Consider the following 15,772-nt stretch of genomic DNA (forward strand, 5'->3'; position numbering starts at 1 on the left):
AGGCGCCGAACACTCTTGGTGGGTGCAGACTAAAACGACCAGAACCGAAAAATCAATAATTATTCCATTTTATTTTTAATAGAATTTATATTCTGTTATTTTTTACTGAAGCATTCCAACTCACCAGGCGCAGAGGTCAAAGGTCTCCGGGCGCCCCGCGGCCCTGCGTCAGTGGCGCTCTGGAACCATCAGCCCCGTAAATATGGGGCTGTTGATCTTGCGGTTGCTCCAGGCAATCGCAAGATGCATAAATCCCGTGCAGCCACCGTGACAAGTCTGCTCAGGCTGTTTTGATGTGACGCCAGGACGCGACAATGGCGCAGACGCCGGGAAGCGCGATGAACAGCAAAGCCGAGAAAACGATATGTCCGCCATCTCGCAATCCATCCATGACGCCAGCAAGCGTATTCAGGATCGCAAGAGCACCGCCAAGGATCAACATGGTCCAATTGGCCGTAGACGTTCCGATCAACGCGAGCAGCACGGGGATAATCCATGCGCCATAGAACATGGATACCATCCACAACATGCTTGAGTCGAACGTGATCGTCGGCATTGCGCCGCCCGACCTGACATAGTCGCTGACGTAAGAAAACGACTGGACCGTTACGAATAGCACAGCGCCAAGTGCAGTCGTCAGCCAGAATAGAGCGAGCCTGTTTTGTTCCTTGCTAACCATTGCCGAGTTTTCCTATAGCTATAACAAACGCAAAAAGACGTTAGGACATGCCACTCTTGCGAGCACGGCAAGTGCAAGGCGATCACTCAAAGAAGTTCGATACCCTTCGCAGCCAGTCATACTGGTGTTTGGGGTTTGATGACCTCTTCAAGAAAGCACCATCGTCAAAAACTTTTGGTGAGCCCAACCCCTAACGTTCGGCCGCGGCCCACTGAAACAATCTCCAGACCGCCGTACACACTCCCGAATGTTTCGTAGCGCTTGTCGAACAGGTTACGCCCGAAAAGATAAACCTCGAGGTCCTTGTCTTTCCAACCAAGCCTGGTATTCACAATGCTGTAGGGATCGAGGTAGAACGACTTGTCGATGTCCGCAGTGCGTTTTCCCGTGTATTGATATTGCATGTTGAATGACAGCATGCCTGGCAAATTAATAATCTGAGCGGACGTTTCGTACTGCGGTCCCGCCGTCGCGGTCCATTCAGGCGTATTAGGTACCGGATTACCGGAAACGGTATTAGTGGCAGCGCCATTGCTTCCGAGTGAACTATGGGTGTATCCAAGCCCGCCATTAAAGCTCAAACCGTCCGTAATAATCGCACGCCCCTGCAACTCAAACCCTTTGGTTTTGTAATCTTGATAGGCCGTGCGAAATGCTCCAAGTGCGGGATCGAGATAGGACATAACGCCGTTCTTGACGTCATTGTAATAAACGCTGGCGTCAAGCTGCAGACGATCATCAAGCAAGGCGGCTTTTATGCCGGCTTCATAGGTCCAGTCGGTTGCCGCCGGGTAAGGGTCGGCCTCGACACCGTTCACCGGATAGCTGAAGAGCGGATAAACTCGCGACGCATGACCACGCGCAACCGACACGTAGGTTTGAATATCATCTGTCCACTTGTAAGCGAGCGCCATTCGCCCCGTGAGATACGTCTGAGCGGTCGAATTAGAACCTGTCAGCGAGGCCAACCCTAAAGAGTTGTGTCGTTTCATCTCAATGTCGTCATGGCTTACCCGTGCACCCATTGACAACTCCCAGCGCTCTGCAAAGGGGATCGACACATCACCGAACAACCCAAGACTCAGCGTATCGAGCTTGCTGGTCATCGTAATCGCACTGAAAGGAACCGGTGCACATTGCGTACTCTGGCACACTCGGGTGCCGTCGGTGTGCATGGCGCTAGTCCCCACCACCCAACGGATTGGCTCACCCTCAAGCGAGCTTAGCCGCAGCTCTTGGCTTACAGTATTTTCCTTATCGGTCAAGTAACTGACAGAACTGGATGCCGGGAGCCCAACCGCGCCATAGACCAGGCTATCAGCGCCGTCGAGTTCGCTTTCCAGTTCGTTATATTGGTAAGCGGAGACAGAAGTTAATTTGAAATGATCAAAAAAATGCTCAATGGTTAAGTTAGTGCCCACCTGAGTATTAGTCGAGTCCGGCTCGGTGAGAATTCCACTTTTCGGGGTGTGGTTACCGTTACGTAATAGATAAAGCGGAGCGTTTGCTTCGTCATGCAAATAATTACCCGTCAATGTAACAGTGGTGTCATCCCACCCGGTAAATCTCAGCCCCCCTCGAAAAGCTCCGATATCACGCTCACCCAGCTTATCGGTATGTACGCTGCTAATGTCGCCATCCTCATGACCGAAACGGATAGCCATGCGCCCATCGAGTACGTTGGGAATCAGGTTGTCACCGATGATCGCCTCGCCCATACGATAACCATCTTCACCCATTTCAGTCGTCACCCGAACGTCATGGGTGCCATCGGGCTGATTGGTAATGACATTGATTGCGCCACCCAGCGCGTTGGTCCCCCAGAGAGTGCCCTGAGGTCCACGCAGTACCTCGACATGATCAACATCAAGCAAGACATTCGAAGCGCCCATCATGCTTGTAGGTACGCCATCGACATTGAACCCAATGGTGCCGTCGGAATAGTTGGCCGGCGACCCCAGTGAACTGATACCGCGAATCGAAAACCACTGAGAACCGGTAGTGCGGTTAACCCATTGAACATTGGGTGCGTTGCGAGCGATAGCCGCCCCCGGATCGAAAGGCGTTTCTTTCAACGTTTCGGCAGGCAAAACCGTAATGCTCACAGGAACGTCTTGAAGACGTTCAGTCGTTTTGCGGGCCGTAACCGTAACCGCCTCCAGCACTATGGGTGTTGATGAGGATTGCGACGTTGAGCTTTCCTCCGATCTGGCGACGGCTTGCGCTTGTGTCACTTCAGCGGCAAACACGCCAGGCATGTTGACGACAACGGCGACGGCAATCGTCGTCCTGAAGAATGCGTGGCGCATGGTGCGTAACTGGTCAACCGCGCCCGAGAGCACACGGCCGCTTCCTTCCACAGAAGGCGTAGTAGTCATCAAATAAAACTCATTCGTATTTTTGAGGGCTCTATTTAACGCTACGCATACAGGCGCAGATAACGAAATTTGGCCAGATTATTGTTTGTTCCGGCCAATGAGCAAAACGCCATCTATTTGGCCGTATTGCGAAATAAACTGACTAGTTTTCGCAATGCAGATTCTGGCCGGTATGGATAGGCTGCGCCTCATCGTGGCCTGCTATGCGTCAACCCTCGTCGCTTGGCTCAGCCGACCGAGCACTTCTTCCCAAGGAAATCTCCCCATGCATTCACTTAGCCCTGGTGGATCGGCGACGCAAAGCCGGTCACGCCCCGTCTTAAGTTCCGTTGTAGTAGGGAGGCGCGCATGAGCACCGCTGTCACCCGCCACGCCAAACCCATCGCTATCAGCGTTATCGGCCTCGTCGTGGTCTTTGGCCTGCTATACACATGGCGTATCTCCCGCAGCGGTGCCGCCGAACACCCTGTCATGCCCGCCATACCCGTATCGACGATCCGCGCCGACCCCCGCGGCGTGGCAGAGGAACTGCAGGCCGTTGGTAGCCTACAAGCTGTGCGCGAGGTGATGGTGGCCCCTGACACGTCCGGGCGCGTGACCGCCATCAATTTCGAAGCGGGTCAGGTCATTAAAGAAGGGACCGTGCTGGTCCAGCTTTACGACGCCCCGGAACAGGCGGATCGCACCGCCGCTGCGGCCAAGGCTGATTTCGCACAGCTGCAACTCCGGCGCTCGCAAGAACTCGCGCCCACCGGTGCCGAGCCTCGTGAACTGCTTGAACAGCGCAAGGCCGAGGCCGCACAGGCCGTCGCGGCGGTTCGGCAACTGGACGCGCGCATCCAGCAGAAGACTATCCGCGCACCGTTCTCCGGCCAGATCGGTATACGGCGCATCAATCCTGGCCAATACCTCACGGCCGGTGACGCCATCGCCACGCTGACCCAACTCGACCCACTCTACGTCAACTTCACATTGCCCCAGCAAGATCTACCCAGACTGACCTCGGGTGCCTCGGTGCAGGTGACCGTGGACGCGGCGCCGGGCCAAGTGTTCAACGCCAGGATCAGTACGATCGAGCCGCGTATCGACGGCGAGACCCGCAACATTGTCGTGCAGGCGCTACTGCCCAATGCCGACCGGACTCTGAAGTCCGGCATGTACGTGACGACGCGGTTGGCGCTGCCCGCGACGACCAACGCCATCGTATTGCCGCTGACGGCGATCCAGACCTCAGCCTCCGGCGACAGCGTCGTGCTCGTGCAGGGTGCGAACGAGGAAGGGGTAGGAAAAGCGGTCGCGGTGCCGGTCACCACCGGGCGCCGGCTCGGCGACGACATTCTGGTGACCCAAGGAGTCAAGCCGGGGGATACCGTGGTCACGGCCGGCCAGAATCGGCTGCCACCTGGCGCGACGGTGAAAATCAGTACCGCCGCACTCTCGGCTGCTGCGACCCCGTCAGTTCTCTCTGCCACCGCCAGCGCACAGTAGGGAGACAGCACCATGCATTTTACCGACATCTTCATTCGTCGCCCCATCCTGGCGCTGGTCGTCAGCCTGCTGATCCTGCTGATGGGCGCCACCGCAGTGTTCCTGCTGCCCGTGCGGCAGTACCCGTATCTCGAAAATGCCACCATCAGCGTGAGTACCACCCTGCCAGGCGCGACCCAGGAAGTGATGCAAGGCTTCGTGACCACGCCGATTGCGCAGTCGATCGCGACTGCCAGCGGTATCGAGTACCTGAGCTCCACCACTACGCAAGGCAAAAGTGAGATCAAGGCGCGACTGGTGCTCAATGCCAATGCCGACCGTGCGATGACCGAGATCCTGGCCAAAGTGCAGCAAGTCAAATACCAGTTGCCGGCCGGCGTCACTGACCCGGTCATCAACAAGTCCACCGAAGGCGGCACGGCAGTGCAGTACGTTGCCTTCTACAGCGACACACTGTCGATCCCGCAGGTGACGGACTTTGCCACCCGAGTGGCGCAGCCGCTGTTCACTGGCATTCCCGGCGTAGCCTCGGCCGACATCCTCGGTGGACAGACGCTGGCGATGCGGATCTGGATCGACCCGGTGCGATTGGCTGGACGCGGATTGTCGGCTGGCGAGATCTCCGCCGCGTTGCGTGCAAATAACGTACAGGCCGCGCCGGGCCAGCTCAAGAGCGCGCTGACCGTCACTAACATCAGCGCCGCAACTGACTTGCGTAGTGTCGAGGACTTCCGCCAGATGGTGATCAAGTCCAGTCCCGAGGGTGGCGTGGTGCGGCTGTCCGATGTAGCCACTGTCGAGATCGGCGGCCAGAACTACAACAACGCTGCATTCGCCACCGGCACGCCGGCCATTTTCATCGGCATCCAGCCCTCGCCCGATGGCAACCCGATCGAAATCGTCAAGCACGCCAGCGAACTGATCTCCAAGATCCGCGACATGGCGCCGCCCGGGCTGACAGTGTCGCCCAACTACGATGTCGCGCGTTTCGTTAACGCGTCTATCGAGGAGGTAAAACACACGCTGATCGAAGCCATCGTGATCGTCATCGTGGTGATTTTCCTGTTCCTCGGCACCTTCCGCGCCGTCATCATCCCGGTCGTCACCATACCCCTCTCATTGGTAGGCACTGCGGCGCTGATGCTGGCCTGCGGCTTCTCGATCAACCTGCTGACGCTGCTGGCCATGGTGCTGGCGATCGGCCTGGTGGTGGACGACGCCATCGTCGTGGTGGAGAACATCCATCGCCACATCGAGGAGGGCTTGACGCCCGTGCACGCAGCACTACTGGGGGCACGCGAGATTGTCGGGCCGGTGATCGCCATGACCATCACCCTGGCGGCGGTGTATGCACCTATCGGCATGATGGGCGGGTTGACCGGTGCGTTGTTCAAAGAGTTCGCCTTCACGCTGGCCGGTTCGGTCATCGTCTCGGGCGTGGTCGCACTGACGCTGTCGCCGGTGATGAGTTCGATGCTGCTGCATTCAAAGCAGGGCGAAGCTCGTCTGGAGAAATTCATCGAGCGCTACATGGCACGGCTGACCGCTGTGTACGGACGGCTGCTGGCGTACACGTTGGCCGTGCGCGGTGCGGTGTTGCTGGTCGGTGCGGTAGTGCTGGCAGCTATCATGGTGCTGTTCAGTGGCGCGCGCCACGAACTGGCCCCGACCGAAGACCAGGGCCTGGTGATCGTCGTCACCAAGGCACCGCAGTATGCGGGAGTGGGCTACACCGCCCGCTATGCGGAGCAGATTGAAAAGCTGTTCGAGTCAATTCCGGAGTTTGACAGTAGCTTTATGCACATCTCCGGTATCGCCGGCGGCCAGAACCAGATGCTCGGCGGCGCAATCCTCAAGGATTGGTCCGAGCGCAAACGCTCGGCTACCGAGATCCAGGGCCAGATCCAGGCAGCCGGCGGCGCCATCGACGGTGAAACGCTCACCGCCGTGCAGTTGCCTCCGCTGCCCGGCTCTGCCGGCGGCCTGCCGGTGCAGATGGTGCTGCGTTCTCCCGACGACTTCAAAACACTGTACGAGACGGCCGAGAAGATCAAAAACGCCGCCTATGCCAGCGGCCTGTTCCTCTATGTGCAGAATGACCTGGCCTATGACAGCGCGCAGGCACACATCACCATCGATAATGCCAAGGCCAGCGAAATGGGCGTGACCATGCAGGCCATCGCCGATACGTTGGCGGTGCTGGTCGGTGAGAATTACGTCAACCGTTTCAACTTTCACGACCGCTCCTACGATGTGATCCCTCAGGTGCGCGGCAGCGAGCGCATGACACCCGAAGACCTCGGACGCTTCTATGTCAAGGCGACCTCCGGTGCGCAGGTGCCGCTATCGACGGTGACCCGCGTCGAAATGCGCCCGCAGGCCAACCAGCTCACCCAGTTCGGCCAGATGAACTCGGCAACGCTCGAAGCGCTGCCGGCTCCAGGCGTGAGCATGGGCGAAGCCGTGGCATTCCTGCAGTCGCAACAACTGCCGCCCGGCACCAGCGTCGACTGGCTCAGTGACAGCCGCCAGTTCGTTCAGGAAGGCAACCGCCTACTGGTCTCCTTCTGCTTTGCGCTGGTGGTGATTTTCCTGGTGTTGGCCGCGCAGTTCGAGAGCCTGCGCGATCCGCTGGTGATCCTGGTCACCGTGCCGCTGGCGGTTTGTGGCGCACTGGTACCGCTGTGGCTGGGCTACGCGACACTCAACATCTACACCCAGATCGGACTGGTCACGTTGATCGGGCTGATCTCTAAACACGGCATCCTGATGGTCACTTTCGCCAACCATATCCAGCACCACGAGAACCTCAGTCGCATTGAGGCCATCGAAAAGGCCGCGGCGGTACGTATGCGTCCCGTCCTGATGACCACGGCGGCGATGGTCGCCGGTCTGGTGCCGTTGCTGTTCGCCGACGGCGCGGGTTCGGCCAGCCGTTTCTCCATCGGAATCGTGGTGGTGATGGGCATGCTGGTCGGTACCTTCTTCACCTTGTTCGTCCTGCCCACCATCTACAGCTTTATCGCCAAGGACCACCGGACGGCGGCGCAAAGCCCTCGTGCCCGTGAACTGGCGTCGGCGGAGGCCCCCAATGTCTGATCAAAACCACCGATCAAACGGCACCATCATTCGCCCTCGGCACATGTCGCGGGCGACCCTGGCACTGCTCGTCCTGTCGATGGCCGGCTGCGCCAGCGGGCCGGACTATCGTGCCCCGGCCACTCCTCATACCGCCGCCGACCCCTTCATCAGCCGACCGGCCAAGACGGATTTCGCTGCATCATTGCCAGCGGACTGGTGGAAGCTGTACGACGATTCAGTGCTCGACAGCCTGGTCCAGGAAGCCTTCTCGGCCAATACCAATCTGCGCGAGGCCCTGGCGAATCTCGACCGCGCACGAGCCATCTACAAGGAAGCCCGCGGAGGACTGTACCCCTCGACCAATGTATCGACGGGTGCAGGCTACGGACGTGACCAAACCACCTGGACTGGCACAGGGCAGGCGCCCAAACAGTGGAGTTACAGCGGCGGGCTCGACGTCTCCTACGAACTCGACTTGTTCGGTCGGGTCAGACGCGACATCGAGGCCGCGCGTGACGACACCGATGCAGTTGCCGCGGCCTACGATGCCGCTCGGGTGATGGTGGTCGCAGAAACAACTCGAGCCTATGTGGACGCCTGTACCTATGGCGAATCCATCGACGTTGCCCGCTCATCCATCGAATTGGCACGGCGCAGCTTTGACCTCGTGAGCAGCCAGGAACAGGCAGGCTCGGCGTCTCGTCTGGATGTGGAGCGGGCAGCAGGCACGCTGGCCCAGACCGAGGCCGCCTTGCCGCCGCTGCAGGGTCAGCGCGATTCCGCTCTCTTCGAGTTGGCGGCGCTGATGGGCCGCACTCCGTCGCAGGTACCGGAGGCGGCACGCGCCTGCTCCAAGGCGCCGGAAATAGCCGGTGAGCTGCCAGTCGGCGACGGCACCGCGCTGCTGCGCCGTCGTCCCGACGTGCGGCAGGCCGAACGACAACTGGCGGCCGACACCGCTCGGATCGGCGTGGCCGTAGCCGATCTCTATCCACGCGTTACGCTGGGTGCTTCGGGTAACTACCTGCGCAATGACTATCTGAAAGGCAATCGCACGTTCTCCTTCTCTGTCGGCCCGCTGATTTCCTGGAGTTTTCCCAACACCATGGTGGCTCGCAGCCGCATCGCCCAGGCAAAAGCACAGAGTGCGGCCTCACTGGCCAGCTTCGACGGCGCTGTGCTGAATGCCCTGAAGGAGTCCGAGCAATCGCTGAGCGCCTATGGTGCGGCGATGGAGCAACGCGATGCCCTGATCGAAGCGCGCAACCGTGCCGATAACGCCTTCCGGCTGGCAGACCAGCGCTACCGCGGCGGGTCCATCAGCTATCTGGATGTCATCGTGGCGCAGAATACTCTGATCGATGCCAAATCGCAGGTGGCCAGCGCCGACCAGAAGGTGGGTTCCACCCTAGTCAGTGTCTTCAAGGCGCTTGGTGGTGGATGGGAGCACGTCAGTACGCAGTAAAAGAGAATGTTGCTCCTCAATGCCGCTGAATTGTTTCGCATCCTCTGCACTGGTAGATCTGGCTGCGCGGCTCTTGTCGCCGGCCATTTCCAGGACATCAATCAGGTCTTCCTGGCTGAACTCGGCAGACAAAAATGATCGCAATCTCGCAGTAGAAACTGCGATAGGCTTTTGGTTTAATTTTTCGAAAAGCACCCATATTTGAACGCGCTACACACATCCTGAATCTGCCGAAGATTTATTTGTGATCACGCGAGCGATCATCCTCTAAAAAGACCAGAGAACGACAACTATAAAAATAGCCACCCTATGGGATGACCATTATTTCAATAAGTGGTAGTTATGGCGAGATTCAAGCATGACAAAAGCTTCGGTAATTCAAAGCGTATCGCGCAGTAGTAAAAAAAAGACCGTCACCTGAACAACAGTTGCGAATCAGCATGCGCTCTCATGGCGAGAGCGCATGCCATACACAGTTAATTACAAGTTGGATCAGTAATATGTCCAGCACAGTTAGAACCTGAGTCAGCCTGTGCAACGCCTCCCATTACAACGACGCTACCCACTGCCAATATAGCCTGGAGGCAACCAACAATGATCCGCTTGCGAATCACAACGTTGCTAAGCATTTTATTTCTAAACGTGTTTTTGATGGCATTGCTCATAAGACACCTCATTTCAGAAAAAAATGCAGACCTGTCCACCTGAAAAACAGTTGCGAATCAGCATGCGCTCTCATGGCGAGAGCGCATGCCAAACACAGTTAATGGCAGGTCGGATCAGGAATATATGAAGAACAGTTAATCGATGAGGCCTGTGCAACTTCTGCCAATACGGCGACGCTACCCACTGCCAAAATAGCCTGAAGGCAAACGGCAATGACCCGCTTGCGACCGACACCGTTGCCAAGAATTTTATTTCTAAACGTGTTTCCGATGGAATTACTCATAAGACACCTCATTTCAGAAAATAATGGAGCTTTTGTTTCCCAATTAATGGGACCTTTCCCCCGACACCGATAGGCCATCGAGAAAACCTTAATATGAGATACAGTTATAATTGCGCGCAAATCAACACCCACGCAAACCAGAGGAACCAATAATAAAATTTATCTTCAGCTCACTAAAAAAACTGAAAACCGCATGAAGCAGGTTTTCAGACAAAACCGCTTAATCTTTTTTAATGATGCCTCGCCAATCTCTGTCCGTCATTTCGAAAGACTGCCATATTGTTATTCAAATCAGCCAATCGCTTTAGTCTTGGTGAAAAACCATGTTCGCTGACTATTAATAACAGCGCCGTAAGTTCATTGCAGTTCATGCACGACGTCGCGAGTCACCTTTAGAAGCAACAATAACTTTTCACTTGAGATGGAGTCTGCAGGCTAAGTGCCCGTCAGCGTCTAAAGATTATACTACCGAGCGGACCACGCCACCGTCTGCCCGTAGCGCTGCGCCAGTGGTGGCGGATGCTTGAGTGCTGCACACATAAGTAATCAATGCGGCAATTTCTGCAGGTTTCGTAAATCGCTGCAGAAGCGAAGATGGCCGCGCCGTCGATAGGAATTCGCGTTCGACTGTCGCGATATCGACTTCACGTTCAGCAGCCATCCGCGCAACTATCGCCCCTACGCCTTCCGACGAAGTCGGCCCAGGTAAAACACTGTTTACCGTGACATTGGTCCCTACCAGAGTCTCGGCAAGCCCGCGGGCCACAGCAAGTTGCGCGGTCTTGGTCATGCCGTAATGGACCATCTCAGCCGGAATCTGAAGGGCCGACTCGCTGGAAACGAACACGATCCGTCCCCAGTTGCGCGATCGCATCCCGCTCACATAGTGACGCGAAAGCCGAACTCCGCTGAGTACGTTGGTCTCGAAGAAACGCAGCCAATCTTCATCCGCGATCTGTTCGAACGATTTCGGCTCGAAGATGCCAAGGTTGTTGACCAACACATCGATCTCCGGAAGCTGACCAACCAGAGTCTCGCACCCTTCACGGCTACTCAGATCGGCTGCGATCCCGGTAATAGTCGCACCGGGAAGGTCACATCTGAGCTCGGCTACTGCGCTGTCGACTCGCGCCTGAGTCCGGCCATTCACCGTGACGTGAGCGCCCTCGGCCGCCAGCGCGCGTGCGGTTGCCAGTCCGATGCCGGCCGTTGATCCCGTCACCAGCGCCCGCTTACCTTTCAATCCCAGATCCATGACCCGTCTCCCGCCTATTTGTTGATTTTTAAATCTAGCGGTGTTTTACGTGACTCGGTAGCGATGTCTGGTCAGATCGTTGTTCAATCCAGACAATCAGCATCGCTACACGATTCAATAGGGTCAGACCTGATCGGGAAACATGATACCGGGCACAGAAACTGATTCACCTACGATCAAGGCGCTGGCCATGCGATCGGAAAGGTATCGCGCTGGCGGCTTGCCTACCGCTTTACGGAACATGGTGACAAAACCACTGGCGCTCTCGTAACCAAGCTCCAACGCAACCGTCTGCACACTCTCCCCTTTAGTCAAGCGCTGCAGCGATAGAATCACATGCAACTGCCGACGCCAGCGTCCGAAACTCATCCCTATTTCGTGCAGCAAAAGCCGACTCATACTCCGCTCACTCATGCCAATGCGAATGGCCCAGTCACCCATCGATGTCTTGTCGGTGGGATCGGCCAACAACATTTGCGCGAGTCGACGCAGCCGCGCATCGCGAGGCATCGGCAAGTGAAGACTTTCCACGGGGGCCGCCGACAACTCGTCCAGCAATGTTGCGATCAACCGGCCTTCACGCCCCTCGCAAGCGTATAGCTTAGGGAACCCCGCGGCCTTCAGAAGCAACTCACGGAGCAGCGGCGATACCGAGATCGTGCAGCAGGTCTTTGGAAGATCTGGCGTGGCGTCGGGCTCGACAAACAGGCAATAACACTCTGTTTCACCCGAACCGCGTGCCGAATGCGACAAATCTCCTGGTATCCATATGGCGCATTGCGGCGGAACGATCCAGACACCATCTTCTATCTCGCAATTGAGGATGCCACGCACGGAGTAGAGCAGTTGCGCCTTGCGATGATGATGCTTGGCCTGCTCCCAGTCCTTACTCACCATCGAAGCGCTCAGAGCAACAACCGGCCGAGAGATGCTGTCGACATCCAGGCTCGCGACAGGTTCTCTGAATACGGTGTCTGACATGGTAGGGGTGGACCTCGAACGAAAACAGCCAAATGGCTGACTTGAACAATATCATGGCCAACTTGTGCAATGACGTCCAGTCGCTTGCTGGGTATCGTGAGATTGATCGTACTGGTTACCCGTTCGGCCGCTTCTTCTGTGACCAAGCGAGATTGCCAGCGATTTTTACCACCTACAGAAGGAAGATTGACATGCTTATAGATGCCTCCCGGTTCCCACTCGTTTGGATGCAAATCGCCACGCCCAGCAAGAATCCTGGCGACTCGCCGTTTGCCGAGTTCGAAGCTTTGCTCGCTCGTAAAGAACCCTTCGTGCTCCTGAACGATGAAGGTCTCGGTCAGGGAGACCATGAGCATTCACCGGATGAAATGAAGCAAACTTCGCTTTGGATGAAGCTTCACAAGAGTGATTTGAGGACCTTCGTCAAGGCCTCGATCCACATCGAACCGAGCACCCCCAAACGCGTGGCAGCCAGAGCATTTTCAATCGTGTATGAAAAGTTCTGGGGTTACCCCATGCTCATGACAGCCACCAAGGAAGAGGCGCTGGTATTGGCACAGAAACTTTTGGCGAAGGAAATCAAATCGGAATTCGGGGCTGGCTGAAGCGGTAGATTGACACGCAATAAAACAGCAACGCCAAGGCCGCCAGCACGCCTCCAACCAGCCCTATGTAGGCGAACCCGAACTGGCCGCCTACCCAACTCCCCAATAGTGCACCACCCCCTATGCCCACGTTGTAGATACCCGAATACAGCGCCATCGCCACATCGGTAGCGTCTGGAGCCAACACCAGGATCTTCGATTGCAGAGCCAGCCCAAAACCCATGATCGCCATCCCCCAAATCAGACTGAGCCCCCCCAGAGACGAGACCTTACCGCTCAAAGGCAATAGCAATGCCAAGCAGAGCGAGAGCAACGCCACGGTCACGATCAGAAAGCGCCGCGGGCTATACCGGTGAAGCCAACTGAAAAGCAGCGACCCGAAGAGACCGGCCCCACCGAACAGCAGCAGTATTAGGGTCACGACATGACCACTCATGCCGGCCACCAGTTGGACGAAGGGCTCGATGTAACTGTAGGCAGTGAACTGAGCGGTAACCACCACCACCGTCAGCCCATAGAGTGACACCAGCGCAGGCCGTTTGAACAATATGGGAAGGCTTCTGAGGGAACCCGAGTTCTGACTAGGCAACAATGGCAGGATCCTGGCCAACCACAACACCAGCGCAGTCGCCACCACAGCGATCACGATGAAGGTGGTGCGCCAGCTCAGGGCCTCGCCCAACAACCTGCCAAGCGGAACACCCAGCACCATCGCCAGGGAAGTACCGGTTGCCAATAAGCCCAACGCCTGCACCTGCTTACCCGCTGGCGCCAGACGCACAGCCAGGGAAGCGGTGATGGACCAGAACAACGCATGGGACAGCGCCACACCGATACGACTGAGCAACAGTACTCCGAAGCTTGTGGCCAGGCTGGAGAGAACGTGACTGATGATGAAGATCGCCGACAGGACGATCAACAGCTTACGCCGCTCGATGTTACGCGTCAGCAGCATAACCGGCAGCGACGCCAAGGACACCACCCACGCATAGATCGTGAGCATCAGGCCGACCCGAGCCGTCGACAGGTCAAAACTGCTACCGATCGAGCTCAACAAACCGACAGGCACAAACTCCGAGGTGTTGAACACAAAGGCGGCTAACGTCAGCGCCAGGACCGGTTGCCAATTGTTGTCAGTTCTAACCGCAGAGATATTCATTTAAAGGTCGCACTACTCTATCGATGATCAAACAGTCCCCAAGACTCGATACGCACCGCGCCAAACGCCGCCTTTACGATCAAGCGGCCCTGCGGGGCATATCGAGCGGGGACCAGACAGGAAAACGAGAGCCACACACGAACCTTGCAATAGGCTGCACTCCCCCGGCGAGCACGAGCAGGAACTGTGCCAGAGCGTGCTGGGCACCCCGCCGGGATCAATTCATAGACTTCTCGAACTCCTGTTCGTGATCATCGATTCCCCCGGACATTTCAACCGCACTGCCGGCGAAACTCCTCCTCGATGGATTCCAGACTACGTCCACGTGTTTCCGGAACGCACATCTTCACAAATCCCAGAGACAACACCCCCAAAGCCACGAAGATAAAGAATGTGTAGCCAATGCCTACCAAAGCGACCAGGGTCGGGAAGAATAACCCGATGGTGAAATTGGTGATCCACAGGACGCAAATCGATACCCCCATGCTGAAGCCGCGCATACGCAGCGGGAAAATTTCGGAGATCATCACCCAGGCCACCGGCGCTATCAGGCCCTGCATGAATGTCAGAAACAGTGCCATGGCCCCCAGAATCAGAAAGGCACGAAACTCCGAAGGTGCGACCATCAACGACACCAGCCCGATCAGAAACAATGCCAGGGTCGTGCCGGACAGCCCGAGCAATAGCATCGTCCGTCGGCCTATGCGGTCCAGCAGGTAAATGCCGCCGAAGGTCGCAAGAACCGAAATCACGCCGTTGACGATATTGGCATACAGCGCCCCACCCCGCTCAAAGCCGGCCTCGGTGAGAATCTGGGTGCCGTAGTACATGATCGAATTGACGCCGGTGCACTGCATGACGATACCAATCCCGATACCGATAAAGAACACCCGACGAATCCAGGGCTTTGAAAGTTCGTGCCACCCACCGCGACGAGCCAGATTGTCTTCGGCGGCCAAATGTTTGATTTCCTCAAGCTCCGCGCTGGCCTGGTATTCCTCGCGCACCCGCTTGAGCACCTTCAGCGCCTCCGCAAAACGTCCCTTGGAGGCTAGCCACCGAGGACTTTCCGGCATGAATATCATCCCCCCCCAGAGCGCCACCGCCGGCACGCTGGCGATGACCAGCATCCAGCGCCATACGCCGTCGACATCGCCAAAGAGATTGCCAATGGTTGCATTTGAGGTGAAGGCAAGAAACTGCCCTGCCACGATCATCAACTCATTCTGAGTGACGACCTTGCCGCGGATATGGGAAGGCGCCATCTCCGCCAGATAGGCCGGCACCGTGACCGAAGCGCCCCCTACCGCAATCCCCAGGAGAAAACGCGCAGCAACCATGACTTCCATGCTGGGTGCAAAGGAACAGGCCAAGGCACCGACGAAAAACAAGATCGCCAGCAACAGAATGTTGTTACGCCGTCCGCGGCGGTCGGACCGCCGTCCACCGAGAAATGCGCCCACCGCCGCCCCCAGTAGTAGGGAACTGGCCACCAGGCCTTCAGTGAAGGGCGTCAGCCCCAGGTCATGCTTCATGTATAGCAGTGCACCATTGATCACACCGGTGTCGAAGCCGAACAACAACCCTCCAAAGGTGGAAATCATGGTGATCAAACGTAGATAGCGTTTGGCTTTGCGTTTTTCCGAAAGCACCTGCGCCGAGCCGGATCCAGATCCGGCCGTTTCATAAACGGGGATTGTCATTGTTATTCTCCGTATTTTTCAGTCAGCCT

Annotated in this window: 12 protein-coding genes; 4 read left to right on the forward strand and 8 right to left on the reverse strand. The window is 57.1% G+C overall.

Annotated elements, in window-relative coordinates:
• Positions 1-280: 280 nt before the first annotated feature.
• Together PMI18_RS14715 and PMI18_RS14710 are read right to left on the reverse strand one after the other, a co-directional pair.
• On the reverse strand, positions 281-679 hold the full coding sequence (locus tag PMI18_RS14715; protein WP_007900930.1) for a hypothetical protein: 399 nt from the start codon (positions 677-679) through the stop codon (positions 281-283).
• Positions 680-843: 164 nt separating this feature from the next.
• Positions 844-3,057, reverse strand: coding sequence for a TonB-dependent receptor (locus PMI18_RS14710; protein WP_007900933.1), 2,214 nt, complete (start codon positions 3,055-3,057; stop codon positions 844-846).
• Between the two features lie 348 nt (positions 3,058-3,405).
• Between PMI18_RS14710 and PMI18_RS14705 the strand changes: the two genes are divergently transcribed.
• Genes PMI18_RS14705 through PMI18_RS14695 form a run of 3 tightly spaced genes read left to right on the forward strand, consistent with a single transcriptional unit; the run spans position 3,406 to position 9,091 of the window.
• Positions 3,406-4,545, forward strand: a complete 1,140-nt coding sequence (locus PMI18_RS14705) for an efflux RND transporter periplasmic adaptor subunit (RefSeq protein WP_007900936.1) — start codon at positions 3,406-3,408, stop codon at positions 4,543-4,545.
• A gap of 12 nt (positions 4,546-4,557) precedes the next feature.
• Entirely contained in the window at positions 4,558-7,644 is a 3,087-nt protein-coding gene (locus tag PMI18_RS14700) for an efflux RND transporter permease subunit (RefSeq protein WP_007900938.1), read from the forward strand.
• Positions 7,637-9,091: an efflux transporter outer membrane subunit gene (locus tag PMI18_RS14695; RefSeq protein ID WP_007900941.1), complete on the forward strand. Its 1,455-nt coding sequence runs from the start codon at positions 7,637-7,639 to the stop codon at positions 9,089-9,091. The genes PMI18_RS14700 and PMI18_RS14695 overlap by 8 nt, the downstream gene beginning before the upstream one ends.
• A gap of 476 nt (positions 9,092-9,567) precedes the next feature.
• Here the strand turns inward: PMI18_RS14695 and PMI18_RS31085 are convergent, their stop codons facing one another.
• The 4 genes from PMI18_RS31085 to PMI18_RS14685 all read right to left on the reverse strand — a co-directional run bounded on the left by PMI18_RS31085 (position 9,568) and on the right by PMI18_RS14685 (position 12,276).
• A complete protein-coding gene (locus tag PMI18_RS31085; protein WP_157221678.1) occupies positions 9,568-9,756 on the reverse strand; it encodes a hypothetical protein in 189 nt (62 codons plus the stop codon).
• Between the two features lie 98 nt (positions 9,757-9,854).
• Positions 9,855-10,040 carry a hypothetical protein gene (locus tag PMI18_RS31090; protein ID WP_157221679.1) on the reverse strand — a complete coding sequence of 62 codons (186 nt, stop codon included), beginning with the start codon at positions 10,038-10,040 and terminating at the stop codon, positions 9,855-9,857.
• 460 nt (positions 10,041-10,500) lie between these two features.
• Positions 10,501-11,295 (reverse strand): SDR family NAD(P)-dependent oxidoreductase, encoded by a 795-nt coding sequence (locus PMI18_RS14690; protein WP_007900946.1) that lies wholly within the window; start codon positions 11,293-11,295, stop codon positions 10,501-10,503.
• 123 nt (positions 11,296-11,418) lie between these two features.
• Complete coding sequence (locus PMI18_RS14685) at positions 11,419-12,276, reverse strand: AraC family transcriptional regulator (RefSeq protein ID WP_007900949.1); 858 nt, start codon at positions 12,274-12,276, stop codon at positions 11,419-11,421.
• 32 nt (positions 12,277-12,308) lie between these two features.
• Here PMI18_RS14685 and PMI18_RS14680 point away from each other — a divergent pair, with 32 nt between their 5' ends.
• Positions 12,309-12,881: a hypothetical protein gene (locus PMI18_RS14680; RefSeq protein WP_238542605.1), complete on the forward strand. Its 573-nt coding sequence runs from the start codon at positions 12,309-12,311 to the stop codon at positions 12,879-12,881.
• Here PMI18_RS14680 and PMI18_RS14675 read toward each other — a convergent pair.
• Positions 12,856-14,040, reverse strand: a complete 1,185-nt coding sequence (locus PMI18_RS14675; RefSeq protein WP_007900951.1) for a sugar transporter — start codon at positions 14,038-14,040, stop codon at positions 12,856-12,858. The two genes, PMI18_RS14680 and PMI18_RS14675, sit on opposite strands and share 26 nt — an antisense overlap.
• Positions 14,041-14,312: 272 nt before the next feature.
• Positions 14,313-15,743 (reverse strand): sugar porter family MFS transporter, encoded by a 1,431-nt coding sequence (locus PMI18_RS14670; RefSeq protein WP_007900952.1) that lies wholly within the window; start codon positions 15,741-15,743, stop codon positions 14,313-14,315.
• Positions 15,744-15,772: the final 29 nt, after the last annotated feature.

Source organism: Pseudomonas sp. GM102 (assembly GCF_000282555.1).
In the GTDB taxonomy this organism is placed as follows: Bacteria; Pseudomonadota; Gammaproteobacteria; order Pseudomonadales; family Pseudomonadaceae; genus Aquipseudomonas.

Coding starts and splice junctions, on each gene's coding strand:
- PMI18_RS14680 (WP_238542605.1), top strand. CDS start 12,309: ATGGCTGACTTGAACAATATCATGGCCAACTTGTGCAATGACGTCCAG.
- PMI18_RS14710 (WP_007900933.1), bottom strand. CDS start 3,057: ATGACTACTACGCCTTCTGTGGAAGGAAGCGGCCGTGTGCTCTCGGGC.
- PMI18_RS14685 (WP_007900949.1), bottom strand. CDS start 12,276: ATGTCAGACACCGTATTCAGAGAACCTGTCGCGAGCCTGGATGTCGAC.
- PMI18_RS14690 (WP_007900946.1), bottom strand. CDS start 11,295: ATGGATCTGGGATTGAAAGGTAAGCGGGCGCTGGTGACGGGATCAACG.
- PMI18_RS14675 (WP_007900951.1), bottom strand. CDS start 14,040: ATGAATATCTCTGCGGTTAGAACTGACAACAATTGGCAACCGGTCCTG.
- PMI18_RS14700 (WP_007900938.1), top strand. CDS start 4,558: ATGCATTTTACCGACATCTTCATTCGTCGCCCCATCCTGGCGCTGGTC.
- PMI18_RS14705 (WP_007900936.1), top strand. CDS start 3,406: ATGAGCACCGCTGTCACCCGCCACGCCAAACCCATCGCTATCAGCGTT.
- PMI18_RS14715 (WP_007900930.1), bottom strand. CDS start 679: ATGGTTAGCAAGGAACAAAACAGGCTCGCTCTATTCTGGCTGACGACT.
- PMI18_RS14670 (WP_007900952.1), bottom strand. CDS start 15,743: ATGACAATCCCCGTTTATGAAACGGCCGGATCTGGATCCGGCTCGGCG.
- PMI18_RS14695 (WP_007900941.1), top strand. CDS start 7,637: ATGTCTGATCAAAACCACCGATCAAACGGCACCATCATTCGCCCTCGG.
- PMI18_RS31090 (WP_157221679.1), bottom strand. CDS start 10,040: ATGAGTAATTCCATCGGAAACACGTTTAGAAATAAAATTCTTGGCAAC.
- PMI18_RS31085 (WP_157221678.1), bottom strand. CDS start 9,756: ATGAGCAATGCCATCAAAAACACGTTTAGAAATAAAATGCTTAGCAAC.